Annotated in this window: 14 protein-coding genes and 1 riboswitch; of the genes, 7 read left to right on the top strand and 7 right to left on the bottom strand. The window is 61.5% G+C overall.

Features of this window, described 5'->3' with window-relative positions; translation table 11 throughout:
* Positions 1-2: 2 nt before the first annotated feature.
* Positions 3-482, bottom strand: coding sequence for a hypothetical protein (locus tag JQM66_RS03080; protein WP_235228334.1), 480 nt, complete (start codon positions 480-482; stop codon positions 3-5).
* On the bottom strand, positions 463-981 hold the full coding sequence (locus JQM66_RS03075; RefSeq protein WP_235228363.1) for an RNA polymerase sigma factor: 519 nt from the start codon (positions 979-981) through the stop codon (positions 463-465). The genes JQM66_RS03080 and JQM66_RS03075 overlap by 20 nt, the downstream gene beginning before the upstream one ends.
* A gap of 195 nt (positions 982-1,176) precedes the next feature.
* On the opposite strand from JQM66_RS03075, the gene JQM66_RS03070 reads away from it, so the two are divergent.
* Genes JQM66_RS03070 through JQM66_RS03055 form a run of 4 tightly spaced genes read left to right on the top strand, consistent with a single transcriptional unit; the run spans position 1,177 to position 5,511 of the window.
* On the top strand, positions 1,177-2,205 hold the full coding sequence (locus tag JQM66_RS03070) for an XdhC family protein (protein WP_235228333.1): 1,029 nt from the start codon (positions 1,177-1,179) through the stop codon (positions 2,203-2,205).
* A gap of 30 nt (positions 2,206-2,235) precedes the next feature.
* Positions 2,236-2,736, top strand: a complete 501-nt coding sequence (locus JQM66_RS03065; RefSeq protein ID WP_235228332.1) for a deoxycytidylate deaminase — start codon at positions 2,236-2,238, stop codon at positions 2,734-2,736.
* Positions 2,737-2,764: 28 nt separating this feature from the next.
* A complete protein-coding gene (locus tag JQM66_RS03060) occupies positions 2,765-5,089 on the top strand; it encodes a polysaccharide pyruvyl transferase family protein (protein ID WP_235228331.1) in 2,325 nt (774 codons plus the stop codon).
* Positions 5,090-5,139: 50 nt separating this feature from the next.
* Positions 5,140-5,511 carry a cupin domain-containing protein gene (locus tag JQM66_RS03055; protein WP_235228330.1) on the top strand — a complete coding sequence of 124 codons (372 nt, stop codon included), beginning with the start codon at positions 5,140-5,142 and terminating at the stop codon, positions 5,509-5,511.
* A 136-nt stretch (positions 5,512-5,647) separates the two neighbouring features.
* Here JQM66_RS03055 and JQM66_RS03050 read toward each other — a convergent pair whose 3' ends face one another.
* Positions 5,648-6,028: a RidA family protein gene (locus JQM66_RS03050; RefSeq protein WP_235228329.1), complete on the bottom strand. Its 381-nt coding sequence runs from the start codon at positions 6,026-6,028 to the stop codon at positions 5,648-5,650.
* Positions 6,029-6,165: 137 nt separating this feature from the next.
* On the opposite strand from JQM66_RS03050, the gene JQM66_RS03045 reads away from it, so the two are divergent.
* The gene (locus tag JQM66_RS03045) at positions 6,166-6,915 is read left to right on the top strand and encodes an acyl-[acyl-carrier-protein] thioesterase (protein WP_235228328.1); all 750 of its coding nucleotides are present in this window, start codon (positions 6,166-6,168) and stop codon (positions 6,913-6,915) included.
* Positions 6,916-7,073: 158 nt separating this feature from the next.
* Positions 7,074-7,173, top strand: a riboswitch (cyclic di-GMP riboswitch).
* A gap of 35 nt (positions 7,174-7,208) precedes the next feature.
* Positions 7,209-9,983, top strand: coding sequence for an SHIRT domain-containing protein (locus tag JQM66_RS03040; RefSeq protein ID WP_235228327.1), 2,775 nt, complete (start codon positions 7,209-7,211; stop codon positions 9,981-9,983).
* A gap of 61 nt (positions 9,984-10,044) precedes the next feature.
* Here JQM66_RS03040 and JQM66_RS03035 read toward each other — a convergent pair whose 3' ends face one another.
* Positions 10,045-11,064, bottom strand: a complete 1,020-nt coding sequence (locus JQM66_RS03035) for an alpha-hydroxy-acid oxidizing protein (RefSeq protein WP_235228326.1) — start codon at positions 11,062-11,064, stop codon at positions 10,045-10,047.
* A 169-nt stretch (positions 11,065-11,233) separates the two neighbouring features.
* Here JQM66_RS03035 and JQM66_RS03030 point away from each other — a divergent pair, with 169 nt between their 5' ends.
* Positions 11,234-12,148 (top strand): DUF4349 domain-containing protein, encoded by a 915-nt coding sequence (locus JQM66_RS03030; RefSeq protein ID WP_235228325.1) that lies wholly within the window; start codon positions 11,234-11,236, stop codon positions 12,146-12,148.
* A gap of 251 nt (positions 12,149-12,399) precedes the next feature.
* Here JQM66_RS03030 and JQM66_RS03025 read toward each other — a convergent pair whose 3' ends face one another.
* The 3 genes from JQM66_RS03025 to JQM66_RS03015 are packed head-to-tail and all read right to left on the bottom strand — an operon-like array spanning position 12,400 to position 15,327.
* On the bottom strand, positions 12,400-13,101 hold the full coding sequence (locus JQM66_RS03025) for a cysteine hydrolase family protein (RefSeq protein ID WP_235228324.1): 702 nt from the start codon (positions 13,099-13,101) through the stop codon (positions 12,400-12,402).
* 13 nt (positions 13,102-13,114) lie between these two features.
* Entirely contained in the window at positions 13,115-13,939 is an 825-nt protein-coding gene (locus tag JQM66_RS03020; RefSeq protein WP_235228323.1) for a putative RNA methyltransferase, read from the bottom strand.
* Entirely contained in the window at positions 13,936-15,327 is a 1,392-nt protein-coding gene (locus JQM66_RS03015) for an MATE family efflux transporter (protein ID WP_235228322.1), read from the bottom strand. Before JQM66_RS03015 ends, JQM66_RS03020 begins: the two co-directional genes overlap by 4 nt.
* Positions 15,328-15,343: the final 16 nt, after the last annotated feature.

Here is a 15,343-nt window from a genome sequence, read left to right as displayed (position 1 = left end):
GTTCACTTACCTCCCTGGACAGGCGAAGCCATCCGGCCCAGCCCGTCAAAAAATTCGTTCACCCCGGAGATGGCGCTGTCTAGGGACTCGTTCCACTTCCGCAGCCCATCGGAGACCGTAGGCCGGTCCTCCGGCAGGAGGGGCCGCTCGGGCAGAGGGAGCCCCTCCGGCAGCGTTACACCGGCGCTGCCCCACAGCACGGTCAGGGCCAGAGCCACCGCGGCCGCCGCTGTGGCGTACCGGTTTAGGAACAGCCGTGCCGCCCGGGCCCGGATGCGCCGCCACAGGCTTTCCCGGCAGCTTTGCTCCGGTGTCAGCAGCTCCATGCCTGCCAAGGCGTCCGTGTACCGCTGGAGACACAGGTCGCAGAAGGCCAGATGCTCCGCGATTTCCAGGCGGGCGGTCTCGTCCAGCGGCTCCCCGGCTGCCAGTGCCGCCAGTGCCTGGTCCGTCAGGTGTCCGTCATGTCGAAAGATGTCCATGTGTCTCACTCCTTTCCAAGCGTTCCCGCAGCAGCCGTTTTCCTCTGGCCAGCTGCGTATGGATGGTCTTCACCGGCCTGCCCAGTGCCAGGGCGGCTTCCTCCGGGGACTTTTCCTCCAGCAGGCACAGTCGGCACACCGGCCGGTAGGGCTCCTTTAGTTCTCCGATAGCCGCCCGGATGGCGTCGGCCCCGGCCCGTTCCAGCACCAGCTCCTCGGTGGGCGGCGACAGGCTCGGGGGCATCCCCTCATCTCCCGGCAGGACGGTCCGCCGGTTCCAGGCGCTTTGCAAGTGGTCCTTGGCCTTGTTGGCGGCGATGCGGCCCAGCCACTGCCGCTCATAGCCTTTTGGGATGGACTCCCGGTGGAGGTAGGCGGAGAGGAAGGTCTCCTGAGTCAGGTCCTCCGCCGCGGCGGTATCCCGCACCAGCTGAAAGCAGATGGTATAGACCAGCCGCTCATACCGGACCACCAGGTCCGAAAACTGGTCCTTTGTCATGACACCCACGGCACACCGCCACCTCCTTTCACCGGCTGATATCCATGATACGATACGGCAGGGGCAGATTCTTCAAAAAACTGTGAAAATTTCCGAAGAAAGCAATATTTGTTGACCGGCAAGAATGTGAAAACCCACTTTCCACTGCCGGGATTCTGTGTTACAATATTACAATACCAAAAAGGAGGACTGCCCATGGGTGATTTGATCGAAAAGCTCCTGCGAAAGTTGGAGAACGGCACTGCCGCGGAACTGGTCAGCGTGGTGGAGGCCAGCGGCTCCACACCTCGCGGAGCCGGCGCAATGCTGGCGGTCTTCGCGGACGGTACCGCCACGGGCACCGTGGGCGGCGGCAACGTGGAATTTGAAGCCACCAATCTCGCCAAAGAACTAGCGGCCCGGGGAGAGAACGCCCTGCGGCATTTCCGCTTTGTGCAGGGAGACGTTGCCAGCCTGGGCATGGTCTGCGGCGGCGATGTGACCCTCCATTTCCAGTATCTGTCCCCGGCGGATGAAACGGTCCTGACCCTGCTGCGGGACCTGCTGGAAGCCTGCCGCCAGAATACGGACCGCTGGCTGGTGCGGCGGCTGGAGGGCGAGACAGTCACCTTCATGGCCCTGGCGGGCCGCGCCGGATTCCATGATGAGAGACCATTCCCGGAGGACCTGCTGCAGAACAAGGCGGTCTGGCGGGACGGCTGGTTCGCCCTGCCTGTGGTGAAAGCAGGCCGGGTGTATCTCTTCGGCGGCGGCCATGTGTCCCAGGCCCTGGTCCGGGCCCTGGTCCCCCTGGGCTTCCGCCCGGTGGTCTACGATGACCGGCCGGAGTTCACGGACCCGGCTCTGTTCCCCGGCGCGGAGGAGACCTTCTGCGGCCCCTTTGAGGAACTGGAGAATCATGTGACTGTGACGGCGGACGACTACGTGGTCATCATGACCCGGGGCCACCAGGCGGATTATGAGGTGCTGACCAAGACGCTCCGCAGCGGCGCCCGGTACATCGGCTGCATCGGCTCCCGGAAGAAGCTGTCCATCTGCCGGGACCGGCTGCTGGAGGCGGGCTTTACGGCGGAGGAATACAGCCGGGTCCACGCCCCCATCGGCCTTGCCATCGGGGCGGAGACTCCGGCGGAGATCGCGGTGTCCGTGGCGGCGGAGATGATCGCTGTCCGGGCGGGACTGCAGGTGTCCGGCGGCGCCCTGGTCCGGAATCCCTGGGCCTGATACAAACGTCATACAGAGAGAGGAATGTGTATGGAGCGCATCAGTAAGGAAAATTACTATCTGGATATCGCCGAGACCGTGCTGGAGCGGGCCACCTGCCTGCGCCGGGTCTACGGCGCCATCATCGTGAAGAACGACGAGATCATCTCCACCGGCTACAACGGCGCCCCCCGGGGCCGGGCCAACTGCGTGGATATGGGCTACTGCTCCCGGGAGGCCATGAAGGTCCCCAGAGGAGAGCGGTATGAGCTGTGCCGCAGCGTCCACGCCGAGGCCAACGCCATCATCTCCGCCTCCCGGCGGGACATGGTGGGCGGCACCATCTATCTGGTGGGCCGGGATGCTCGGACGGGAGAACTGCTGGCCGACGCCACTTCCTGTCTCATGTGCCGCCGCATGGTCATCAACGCGGGACTGGAAAAGGTGGTCATCCGCCGCACAGAGACGGAGTTTGAGACTGTCCCCGTGGCGGACTGGATCGCGGAGGACGACCTGCTGACCCCGGAAAACGTGGTCATGGACCTGAAATAAGATACCAGACAGGAAAGGAAGCCTTTTCTTGAAAACAGGACTTGTCACCTTTTATCATATCCACCATTACGGTGCCCTGCTGCAGGCGGCGGCGACCCAGCGGGCTGTGGAGTCCCTGGGGGCAGAGTGTGAGATCATAGACTATTATGTCAACCAGAAAAACGCCCTCTTCCGGAAGCCCACGGGCCTGGGCAGCCTGGCGGCGGATACCCACACGGCCCTGCATTACAAGGCTCTGGAGACCCGCTACCAGCGGTTTGAAAAATTCTCCAAAGATCATCTGCGCATCTCCGGCCACCGCTTTGAGAGCCTGGAGGAGCTGCGCCACGCAGAACTGCCCTACGATCTGATCCTCTCCGGCAGCGACCAGATCTGGAACCCGAAGATTTTCCCGGACGGGCATTTCGACCCGGTGTTTTTCGGGGCTTTTTCGGACCGGCGGAAGATCGCCTACGCCCCCTCCTTCGGCATTCCCGCCATTCCGGAGGAGATGGAGACGGAGCTGCGGGACTATCTGAAAGATTTCTCCCATGTGTCCGCACGGGAGACCCAGGGTCGGGAGATCCTGCGGGAGATCACCGGGAAGGACTTCCCCGTGGTGCTGGACCCCACCCTGCTGCTGAACGCGGACCAGTGGGCTGCTATGGCAAATACCCCTCGGGGGTATCCCGGTACAGAAACAAATACCCCTCAGGGGTATATTCTCTGCTACTGCATCAGCAAGCCCGGTGCTCTGGAACCCTACATCCGCCAGCTGGCGGAGCGGACGGGCCTGCCGGTGGTCCAGCTGTGCGGCATCCGCCGGAAGGTCCACCCCAAGGCCCGGTGCATCCTGGACGCTGGCCCGGCGGAGTTCCTGGCCCTGTTCCAGAACGCCAGCTACGTCTGCACCAATTCCTTCCACGGCACCGTGTTTTCCGTCCAGTTCCAGAAGCCCTTCTTTACGGCAGTGGCCCCCAGTGAGCTGGCGGCGCCGGAGCGGTCCCGGACCTTCAGCATCCTCAGCCGCCTGGGCCTGACGGACCGCATCATCGGCAAGGGCGACACGGCGGACCTGGAGACGGAGATCGACTGGGCCGGGGCGTCGGAGCGTCTGGCGGAGGCCCGGAAGTCCTCCTTGGCCTATCTGCGAGCCGCCCTGGAGAACGAGCAATACGCGACGGAAATCATTGCGCCCCAAAAGGTTCAGGGCGACTTTCCGGTCCTGGCGGAGCACGGCACCTGCACCGGCTGCACGGCCTGCGCCAGCGGCTGCCCCAAGGACGCCATCACCATGGAGCGGGACAAGGAGGGCTTTGCCTATCCCGTTATCGACCCGGACAAATGCGTTCGCTGCGGCCACTGCACGGCGGTGTGCCCCATGCTTCACGAGCGGAACGCAATGCATTTGCCGGCGGCCTTCGCCGCCTGGAACCGGGATGACCAGATTCGGAAGGATTCCACCTCCGGCGGCGTATTCACGGCCCTGGCGGAGTATGTGCTGGAGGGCGGCGGCGTGGTCTACGGCGCCGCTATGGACGGCAGGCAGCACCTGCGGCATATCGCCTGCTTCCGCAAGGAGGACCTGTGGCGGCTGCGGGGTGCCAAATACGTCCAGAGCGACCTGGGGGAGACCTTCCGGGAGATCCGGGAGGCGCTGAAAGTCCGGCCGGTGCTGTTTTCCGGCACCCCCTGCCAGGTGGACGGCCTGTACCGTTTCCTGGGCAGCCGCCCGGAGAATCTGACCACCTGTGACCTGGTATGCCACGGCGTGCCCTCTCCCGGCGTATGGGAGGACATGGCCCGGTCCATCGAGCAGCGGAAGGGCAAGGGCCTGCAGGCCGTGCGGTTCCGCAACAAGGTCACCGGCTGGAAGGACAGCCATTTCACCACGGTCTACGATGACGGCACCGTGGATACAGCGCCCCTCTTCGCCACGGAGTACGGCCGGGCATTCGGCCGGGCGCTGTTCCTGCGGCCCAGCTGCCACTGCTGCGCCTATACCAACCTGAACCGCCCCGGTGATTTTACCCTGGGCGACTTCTGGGGCCTGCGGCCCGACGAGCTGCCGGAGCAGCAGGAAAAGGGCGTCAATCTGCTGCTGGTGAACACGGCCCACGGCAGCCACATCTTCGACCAGTTGCCCCTGAGCCGCCAGGCCTTCCCCGTGGAGCGGGCCGTGGCCGGGAACCCCCGGCTGGCGTCGCCCATCCAGCAGCCCGCGGACCGGGCAGCCTTCTTCGCGGCCTATGCCCTGGAGCCCTTTGACCGGGTGCGGAAGCGCTTCTGCGGTCTTCCGCCACTGCCGGTGCGGGCGGCGGGGAAGCTGCTGTCTCCGGAACTGAAGGCAAAAATTCGAAGCAAGCTGAAGTGAGCGCGGGGGACCCGCGTTGGGAAAAATCATCTGGAAGGGAAGAGTCTGTTATGAGCGAATATTCCGGCAATATCCGGGACCTGCCGGTGGTCACCGGAGGCCACTTTATCGAAAACTCCACCAAGAAAATCGTCTTTGGCCCCGACGGCCGCTTCTGGGACGACTATGTGATGCGGCTGTTCACCCTGGAGCCGGGCGCCGAGAGCAGTATCCACGCCCATGAGTGGTGCCACTGGTTCGTCTGCATCAAGGGCGAGGGCTATTTCCGCATCGGCAAGGAGAAGGTGCCCCTGGAATTCGGCACTTGGGTCCACGTTCCCTCCGGCGTCCGCCACAACTTCGGCAACACCGGCGACGGGGAGCTGATGGGGCTGTGCATCGTCCCGCCCGAGGGGGACGTGAATCCCCTGACGGGCTGCTGAAATCAGCGGTAAACAGGTATCAAACAGGCCCCCGGAACTGTGGTTCCGGGGGCCTCAGACTGTCAAGAGACCCGGCTGACGCTTTATGCGCAGCCGGGTCTCCCGTCAGCTGTAAATACGGAAATTCGGGGGATGCTTACTTGCAGGCGATGACCTCAATTTCCACCAGAGCGTCCTTGGGCAGACGAGCAACCTCCACGGCGGAACGGGCGGGGTACTTGCCCTCGGTGAAGAACTCGGCGTACACGCCGTTCATGGCGCCGAAGTTGTTCATGTCGCTGAGGAACACGGTGGTCTTCACCACGTCGTCCATGGAGAGGCCGGCGGCCTCCACAATGGCCTTCACGTTGGTCAGGGACTGGCGGGTCTGGGCCTCAATGCCCTCGGGGAACGCGCCGGTGGCGGGGTCCAGGGGCAGTTGGCCGGAGGTGATCAGCAGATCACCCATCAGACGGGCCTGGGAATAGGGGCCGATGGCGCCGGGAGCGGCGGTGGTGGCGATGACTTTCTTTTCCATGATAAAAACCTCCAATGGTAATAAAATTTTGTCACACTTAAAGTATCACAGCTGCCTGGAAAAGTCAACCTTTTCGCCTTGCCCAAAAAAGAAAAATGTGATATACTCACCTATTATTTTCAGAAGGAGAGACCAGGGTGAAAGATTTCAGGCAGCAGCTGACAGAAAACAGCTATTTTCGACAGGAGGAACTGGTATTCTGGGACTGCGACCGGGAGAAGCGGATGCGGGTGGCGGCAATCCTCAGCAAAATGGCGGCCTTTGCAGGCTATGACTACGACGCCCGGGGGCTGACCCATGAGAAGCTGTACGCCATGCGGGAGGTATTCCTGCTGTCCCGCGCGGCAGTGAAGATCCACGCCTGCCCGCAGACCCGGGACCTGCTGGATATCACCACCTGGGAAAACGGCGCCAAGGGCGCCCATATGCAGCGTGTCTATGAGATGCGGGACCAGACGGGGCGGCTGTGCGTTTCCGCCAAAAGCGACTGGATCCTGGTGGACCCCATCACCCGGAAGATCCTGCGGCCCGGCTCCTTCACAGCCAAGCCCCTGACGGTCTGCCCTGTGGAGATCGACTGTCCCGAGCCGAAAAAGATCGTCCTGCCCAGGGAGGGCACGGAGGACCTGGGCCGCCGGGCCATCCGCTGGTCGGACCTGGACGGCAACGGCCACCTGTTCAGCGGCAACTACGGCGACATCGTCTGGGACGCCCTGCCGGCGGATCTGCAGCCCCGGGTGCCGCGGGAGTTCTATATCAACTACAGCAAGGAGGCCACCCTGGGAGAGGATCTGCGATTGGAGGGCTTCCGGGAGGCGGATACCTACCGGGTGGAGGGCCTTGGCCCCGAGGGGACCTGCTTCACCGCCCTGTGCGTTTTTCAATAAATTACAAAAACAAGGTAAAAATATTGTAAAATTTGACAGAACAATTTTGAAACAATTTTTAAAAATGTAACCGAATTTGTAACCGGCATGTGGTATAGTAACCTCAACAGCAAGAGAGAACGAGTGCTGGACCCGGCGCGGGGAGCCGCGTATTTGTAAAACTGTAAGGGCAAACCACCCGAAAGGATGGGACGCAAAGCAAGGGGGCTAAAGCGGGGACCACCGAAAGGACTCAGCCAAGTCAGCCCAGCTGCCAGAATTTCAATCTAAAAAGCGAAAGGAAGATTGAGAAAATGGCAAAAAAGAAACTGCAAAAACTGTTTGCGATCCTGCTGGCCGGCAGCATGACCATGGGGATCGCCAGCACCGCCGCCTTGGCGGTGGAGTATGATCTGGAACAGGGTAGCGTTTATGTGGACAATGACCAGGATGGCGAAGGCGATTATAGTTGGCAGAAAACCAGAGATGAGGTCACAAAGGACACGGCAGACCGCACCTATGTAAAAGAAGATACCTCAAATGATGGTAAGATTATCATCAATCAGGGTGTTGATTCAAAATCAGGCTCTGAAAAAGAAGCAACTACCAACACCGTGCAGGTGGGCGAAAATGTCAGCGATGTGACCATCACGTTGAAGGATGTCAATATCGAGGCGAAGCAAGATTCAGCTGTCTCAATTGGAGAGGGCTCCAGTGTGACCATCGAACTGGACGGCAAAAACATTCTGAAAGGCGATGACGGCCGCGCGGGTCTGGAAGTCAAGGGCGATTCCGATGCGGGGGACGGAAAAGACACCAACGCGACCGTGATCATCCAGGACGGCAACAACGATGGCGGTTCCCTGGATGCTGTCGGCGGAATCAATTCGAAGCTCCAGGCCGGCGGTGCCGGTATTGGCGGAAGTACGCTGGTAGGCGGCGGTTATGCTGACGGCAACAGCGGCAACATCACTATTGACAGCGGTAAAATAACCGCTACAGGCGGTTCCTATGCTGCCGGTATTGGCGGTGGCGGCACAGCGCGTGGCCTCGTGAATACGGGCGCCGGCAATATTACAATTAACGGCGGAACAGTAAACGCAACAGGCGGAAATGTCGCTGATATTACGCTTCCCAGTGGAATAGTAATCAGTGGGAGCAGCACAGTTGCAGGTGGTGCAGGTATCGGCGGCGGCAACAACGGTGATGCCTCAAATATCACGATTGCCGGCGGTAACGTAACTGCTGTCGGCAGCATCGGAGGCGCAGGTATCGGTTCAGGCAGTCATGGAGCCGGCAGCAACTCAAACGAAGGTAAGATCACCATCAGCGGTGGAACAGTCAAGGCTGAAGGCAATGGTGGTGCCGCTGGTATCGGCGGTGGCTACATGACCAATACGGGTACAGTAGTTATTGAAGGCGATGCTGATGTAAACGCTCATGCCAACAGACTGTTTGGCACCTGTGGCGCAGGTGTCGGCAGCGGCAACAAGGGTTACGACGTTGACGGGACAAATGCCAAGAACGATATTACGATCCAGGGTAACGCCAATGTGAATGCCTCCTCTGAATATGCAAGCGCCGGTATCGGCGGTGGTCAGAGTCAGTCCGCAGGCAATATTACCATCAATACCACCGGTAAGGTGACTGCCACCGGTTCTTCTTCCGGCTCTACCAACGGCGGCGCCGGTATCGGCGGCGGCGCAGGCGGCTACAGCGGCACCATCCATATTCAAAACGGAGATGTTACTGCCACTGGCGGGTCCGGAGCGGCCGCCATCGGCAGCGGAGGCAACTATCTCACGGTGAAGAATGAGACGGAATATGAGCGTTCTTCCGTCACCATCAGCGGCGGTAAGGTACAGGCGACTGCCACGGGCAAATACGGCAGCGGCATCGGCAGCGGTATTTCTGGTGTTGTCAAGAGCATTGAGATTTCCGAAAATGCGGACGTGACCGCAACAGGCAGCGCCTATGCTCCGGGTATTGGCGCGGGTTATCTGGGCACATTTGGTGATATCATCATTGATGGCAGCACTGTCTACGCAAAGTCCGGCCTTTATGCTTCTGCCATCGGCAACGGCTATAATGGTGATGGCGGCACCATCCGCATCGACAACAGCGATCTGGAAGCCTATGGTGATCTCTACTTTGCAATTGACACCCGCAGCACTCTGAGTTCCAAGGATAACCAGTTCATCAACGGCCGCTTCCTGGAGGAGCTGGGCAAGCTGGACAGCAATGGCCTGAACAAGAAGGAGTCTGTGGAGTTCGTCGTGGTGGATAAGGACGGCAAGGAAGTCAATCGCTTCACGCTGCCCCTGGACGGCGATAACCTGTACAATTCCTTTGCGGTGAATGTTCCCAAGGATGGAACCTACTTCATCTTTAACGCGGACGGCGTTTACGGCAATAAGGGCGCTGGTTATGTGGTTCCCAATAAGTCTGAGACCGAGGGCGGCAAGCAGGTGGCCTATGTTGTCAACGTGGACGCTATCCTGAGCGCTGACAAGATCCAGTTCCCCAAGTACGATGTGAACTACGGCTTTGAGAGCGGCACGGACGGCAAGGAACTGCCCCAGGAAGTGCTGGATAAGCTCCCCGGCGGCAGCATGGGCAATGATGTCACCAGCATCGACCCCACCATTACGCCGGATGCCCTGGAGCCTGTCAAGGTCCCCGGTGGTACCTGGACCTTCAGCGGCTGGCAGCCCTCCGGCCCCGTGGTGGATGAAAATGGCGTTGTCGGTGACGTGACCCTGGTGGGTACGTGGGTCTTTACTCCCGATGATGTTCCCGGCGGAAGCGATCCCGAGGGTCCCGGCGGCGACAAGCCCGGCGACAAGCCCGGCGAGGATATCGGAGACCCTGATGTTCCCAAGACCGACATCCCCGGCACGGAAGTCCTCGGTGAGGAACTCACCGATCCCGATGTCCCCATGGAGGACCTTCCCGACGAGGACATTCCCCAGTCTGATGTCCCCAAGACCGGTGACATGGCCTCCCTGTGGCTGGCGCTGACCGCCCTGTCCGGCACCGGACTGGCCGGCGTGTCCCTCCTGGGCCGCAAGAAGCGGGATGAGGAATAATCCTCCAGAAATAAGCAAAAAATCAGCTCCCCAACCGGGGAGCTGATTTTTTTATCGCTTATCAATAGCCGAAGATCATGGAGCGGTCAATATCGCTGAGGCTGTGGGCGCCGCACATGGCCATGGCGTCGGCCAGCTCGGCCTTCAGCTTTTCCACGTACACCTGCACGCCGTCAGCTCCGCCGCCGTAGACCATGGTGACGAAGGGCCGGGCGATCAGCACGCCGTCGGCGCCCAGGGCCAGGGCCTTGAACACGTCCATGCCGGTGCGGATACCGCCGTCCACCAGCACCGTCATCTTGCCGCCCACGGCGTCCACGATGGCGGGGAGCACCTCGGCGGTGGCGGGGCACTGGTCCAGCACGCGGCCACCGTGGTTGCTGACCACGATGCCGCTGGCCCCGGCCTCCAGGGCCTTTTTGGCACCGGCCACGGTCATAATGCCCTTGAGGATGAAGGGCTTGCCGGCGATCCGGGCGATCTCCTTCAGCTCCTCCACGGTCTTGCTGCCGGCGGGGGGCGTCAGGTTCTTCAGGAAGGGCAGGCCGGCGGCGTCGATGTCCATGGCGATGGCGAAGGGATCGGCGGCCTTCACCAGATCCATCTTCTCCCGGATGGTCTCGATGTTCCAGGGCTTGATGGTGGGCACACCCAGGCCGCCGGACTTCTTCAGGGCCTCAGCGGCGGCCTCCACCACGGCGGGGTTGGTGCCGTCGCCGGTGAAGGCGGCGATGCCGGCCTGGGCGCAGGCGGACACCAGGATGTCATTGTACTCCAGGTCGTTGTACTTGTCGCCGTAGTGCAGCTGCATGGCGCCTACGGGAGCGGCAAACACGGGCAGCACGAACTCCCGGCCGAAGAGGCGGGCGGTGGTGTCCACGGGCTTGTTCTCGCAGATGGTGTCCATGTTGACGCACAGCTCCTGCCACTTCTGGTAGTTGCGGATAGCGCCGGTGCCGATGCCCTTGGCACCGGGACCGGGCATGGTGTTCTTGCAGGCCAGGCCGTTGCAGACGGGGCAGGCCTTGCAGTGGGGGCCGGAGCAGGTCCGGGCGTTGGCCAGAATTTCCTGATAAGTCATATGTACAGTTCCTCCATTCCAAATGTTCAAGCAGGGTTATTTTACCCCACCGGGCAAAAAAAGGCAAGATACGGCGCAAAAAGGCGGAACATTTTGCCATGACTTTTCGTCTATTCAGGTAAAGCACCCCCGTGTTGGAAGAGCAGGGGTGGAAAAAGGAGGATGGACCATGAAAAGAAAGCTGTTTGCACTGGCGCTTGCGTTGTTGCTGGTACTGTCCCTGGCCGCCTGCGGCGGAAGCAAATCGGAGGAGTTCGCGGCGGAAGCCCCCAGTGCCGCGGCGGATATGGCGTATCCCGTGGAGACGGAAATGGCGGAGGAGTACCTGGGCTTCGATTCCGGCAGCACCGCATCCGGCGGAGGGGCGACCTATCCCGCCGGACAGAAGCTCATCCGCACCGCACAGATGAATCTGGAGACCACTACTTTTGAAGAGGCCGTTCAGGGCCTGACAGACCTGACGGAGCAGATGGGCGGCTACTTCCAGTCCAGCAGTGTGGGCAAGCGGAGCAATGGCCGCTGGGCGGAGTACACCGTCCGCATCCCGGCGGAAAAGTACCAGACTTTCCTGGACCAGGCAGGGGAGCTGTGCCACGAGACTTGGCGGGACGCCCAGCAGGAGGATATCAGCGAGCGGTATTACGACACCCAGGGCCGCCTGAAAACCCTACAGATCAAGCTGGAGCGGCTCCAGGCGCTGCTGGCCAAGGCGGAGAACATGGAGGACATCATTACCATCGAATCCGCCATCTCGGAGACGGAGCAGATGATCGACGAGCTCTCCGGTACCCTGCGGCACTACGACGGACAGGTGGATTACGCCACTGTGTCCATCTCCCTGCAGGAGGTATACAAGCTCTCCGATGTGGAGGAGGTGCCCGACAGCTTTATGAGCCGCCTGGGCAAGGCCTTCACCGGCGGCTGGTCGAATTTCACCGACGCCATCGAGAACTTTGCCGTGGCTCTGGCATACGGCTGGATGTGGGTGCTGGTGCTGGCGGTGCTCGCCGTGGCGGTCATCCGGGTCCTGCGCAAGCGCCGCAGAGCGAAAAAGGCGGAGGAGAAGCCGGAAAAGCCCTGCTGAGTCAAGCGACCCTGCAAAAGGATGACAGATGATAAAAGGCGTGCCCGTTTGGGCACGCCTTAGCTTGTCGAAAAAGTCTTTTCAACAAGCTGAACAAGTTTTCAGAACTTCAAAAAAGTTCTGAAAACTGTTGATTTGAGTGGCGCAGGGAACCCTTCCTGGGTTCCCCGCGCACACCCTTCCTTCCCGTTGCGTAAGATTTTCGGGTTTATCGACAGCCTGAGGCGTGCCCGTTTGGGCACGCCTTTTCATTACCAGAGGTCGGTCCAGCCGGTGCCGCCGGGGGCATCCAGGAAGGGCTCCGGGCTGGCATCGCTTTGCAGCATTTCTTCCCGGATGGCGGCGGAGAGGTCGGCCACGGTCTCCGGGCCGTAGTCCGCGAAAGCGGTGCTGTCCATGAGGATGGCGCCGGCCCGCTCCATGTCCTCCAGGTTCACCCGCTGGATCTCCTCCGTCTGGGAGGAGCAGCAGTCCGTCAGCACAACGGTGTTGTACTCCAGGGCGATGGCATCATAGCAGGTGGTGCGGACGCAGTTGGGCGTTGTGGTGCCCGCCAGGATCACGGTGCGCACATCCAGACGCCGCAGGATCAGGTCCAGCTCCGTCTGGAAAAAGGCGCTCCACCGGGGCTTGATGATGGTGTAATCCCCGGGCTGGGGCCGCAGGCCCTCCGGTGCCTGAGCACTGTTAAAGCCTGCGGAGGCGGGCATACAGGCCCGGCCTCCGGCCTTCCAGGCGGCATACCGGGTCAGCTCCACGTCGCTGCCGTCGGCCCGGTAAATGCGTTTGACGAAAAACACAGGGATGCCCTTGGACCGGGACAGGCCCAGCGCCCGGACACAGGCGGGGACGGTGGACTGGGCGAAGCGGATGCAGTGGCCGCCCCGGGGGTCCACAAAGCCGTTTTCCATGTCGATGAGAATGAGGGCGGAACGGGTGGGATTGGGTTTCATGTCAGCACCTCTGTTACAGTTTTCGGAAAATATGGACGCGGAAGGCGATGCGGCAGTCCAGCGTATCCAGGGCTGCCAGCCGCTCCGCCCCGGCCTTGGGAGTTTTCCAATAGTAGGGGGTCATCTGGAACAGGGCGTGGATGTCCGCCTGGCTTTCCAGATGGATGCGGGCGTCCACGGGGACGATGGCGTCATAGGCGAAGCCCTCGTAGGGAGTTTCTTTCTCCTCGTTGGGGTAGGGCTTCTCGTAGAGCACCTGCTTCAGCTCCCACAGGTGGTCCGCCGCCGGGACCACATAGAGGAACACGCCGCCGGGTTTCAGCACCCGGCGGAACTCCTCCAGGGCCAGGGGGGAGAAGCAGTTCAGAAGTATATCCATGCTCCCGTCCGCCACCGGCAGGTGATAGGAGGATGCCACGGCGAACTCCACATCTTTCTCACGTTTGGCGGCATAGCGGAGGATGAATTTGGAGATGTCGGTGCCCGCCATGCGGGGGTCTTTCCCGGCCTCCGCCAGAGCGCGGAAGATGCCGGCGGTGTAGTATCCCTCGCCGCAGCCGGTGTCCAGCAGAGCCGGGGAATTCCCTGTGCGGGCTGAAATTTCAGTACAGAGCGTATTCAGCAGCGGTACATAATACCCTTTGGAGAGGAAGTCCCGCCGGGCAACGGCCATGCCCTTGTCGTCGCCAGGGGCGGCGGAGTGCTTCTGATTGGGGGGCAGCAGGTAGGTGTAGCCCTCCTTGGCAATGTCGTAGCTGTGACCGACCGGACAGCGGTAAGCCCGCTCTTCCCGGGTCAGCGGGCCGCCGCAGATGGGGCAGCGAAACAGGCTGGTCATGGTGTGCTGTGCCTCCTTGTCAGGTCGTTGATCCATTTGCCGCTGTTGATGCGCCAGGTGCACAGGGGGACCTTGATGATGCACTCCGCCTGCATGGCGATGGCGATGGGCCAGCACCCGGTCTTCAGCACCAGAGCCGCCAGAGCGGTCAGGGGCAGGCAGGCCAGCCACTGAGGCGCCAGGTCCAGAAAGGTGGACCAGCCCACATCTCCGCCGGCACGCAGGACGCCGGTGATGGAGGAAATGGAATGGGCGTGGAGAGGCAGGCCCAGAAAGCTGGCGACCGCCAGAGCTGTGGCAATGGCGGCGGACTCGCCGTACAGCTTGAACAGGGGAAAGATGACCGGCACGAACAGCGTGGGCACCAGAATCAGGGCCGTCAGTCCCACGGCACCGCCCACCAGCACGGCAAATCCCATCAGAGCCTGACTGAGAGACATGACGGCCTCCCGGCTCTGTCCCTCGCCGATGGCCTTGCCAACCAGCACCGCCGTGGCGGCGCCCAGGCCGAAGCAAACCACCAGGAACAGACGGGTCAGGTTGCCCATGACGGCGTTGGCCGCCAGCATCTCCACGGAGTTATCCGTGTAGCCCAGAATGACTGTCAGCAGGGAGTTGCCCAGGCCCCAGGCGGCTTCATTCAGCACCACCGGGGAGGCATATTTCACGAAGCGGCGGGTCATGTCCCAGCCGGGCCGCAGGAAGCGGACAAAGTCCAGGGGGATGGTTTTACTGCGGAGGGCGCAGACCGTGCAGATCAGGAATTCCGACATTCGGGCCAGCAGGGTGGCCAGGGCCGCCCCGGCCACGCCCATGGCGGGAAAGCCCAGGTGGCCGAAGATCAGCAGATAGTTAAGGCCGGTATTCAGCAGAGTGGAGAAACCGAAGAGCTTCATGCCGAAGGTGGGATTTTCCACGCTGCGCTGGGCGCTGGCGTAGATGGAGGAGAGCATATTGAACACATAGGAGAAGCCGATGATCCGCAGGTACGGCGCGCCCAGCAGGGACAGGGCATGCTCGTTGGACAGCAGGTCCATGACGGGGACGGGGAAGAGGAAGAACAGCACCGCCAGCACCACGGTAATGCCGGTGCCGATAAAGGATGCCACACCCAACGCACGGTTGATGCTTTTCACATCCCCCCTGCCCCAATACTGGCTCACCAGGATCCCCAGACCGCTCTGGACGCCGAAGACGATGCTGATGAGCAGAAACACCGGCACATTGGCGGTGGTGACAGCGGCCATCTCCTCGTTACCCAGTTGGCTCACCATGAAGGTGTCAATCAACCCCAGGGAGAAGGTGATGAGGTTCTGCAGGATGATGGGCAGGGACAGCGTCCACAGCCGTTTGTAAAAGCCGGGTTCCCGGCGGAGATGGTTCAGCATGAAAAATACTCCTGAT

Source organism: Oscillibacter valericigenes, from assembly GCF_021531915.1.
GTDB lineage: Bacteria > Bacillota > Clostridia > Oscillospirales > Oscillospiraceae > Oscillibacter > Oscillibacter valericigenes_A.
Note: the sequence above shows the minus strand (reverse complement) of the source record. Positions and strands in the feature narration are given on the sequence as shown.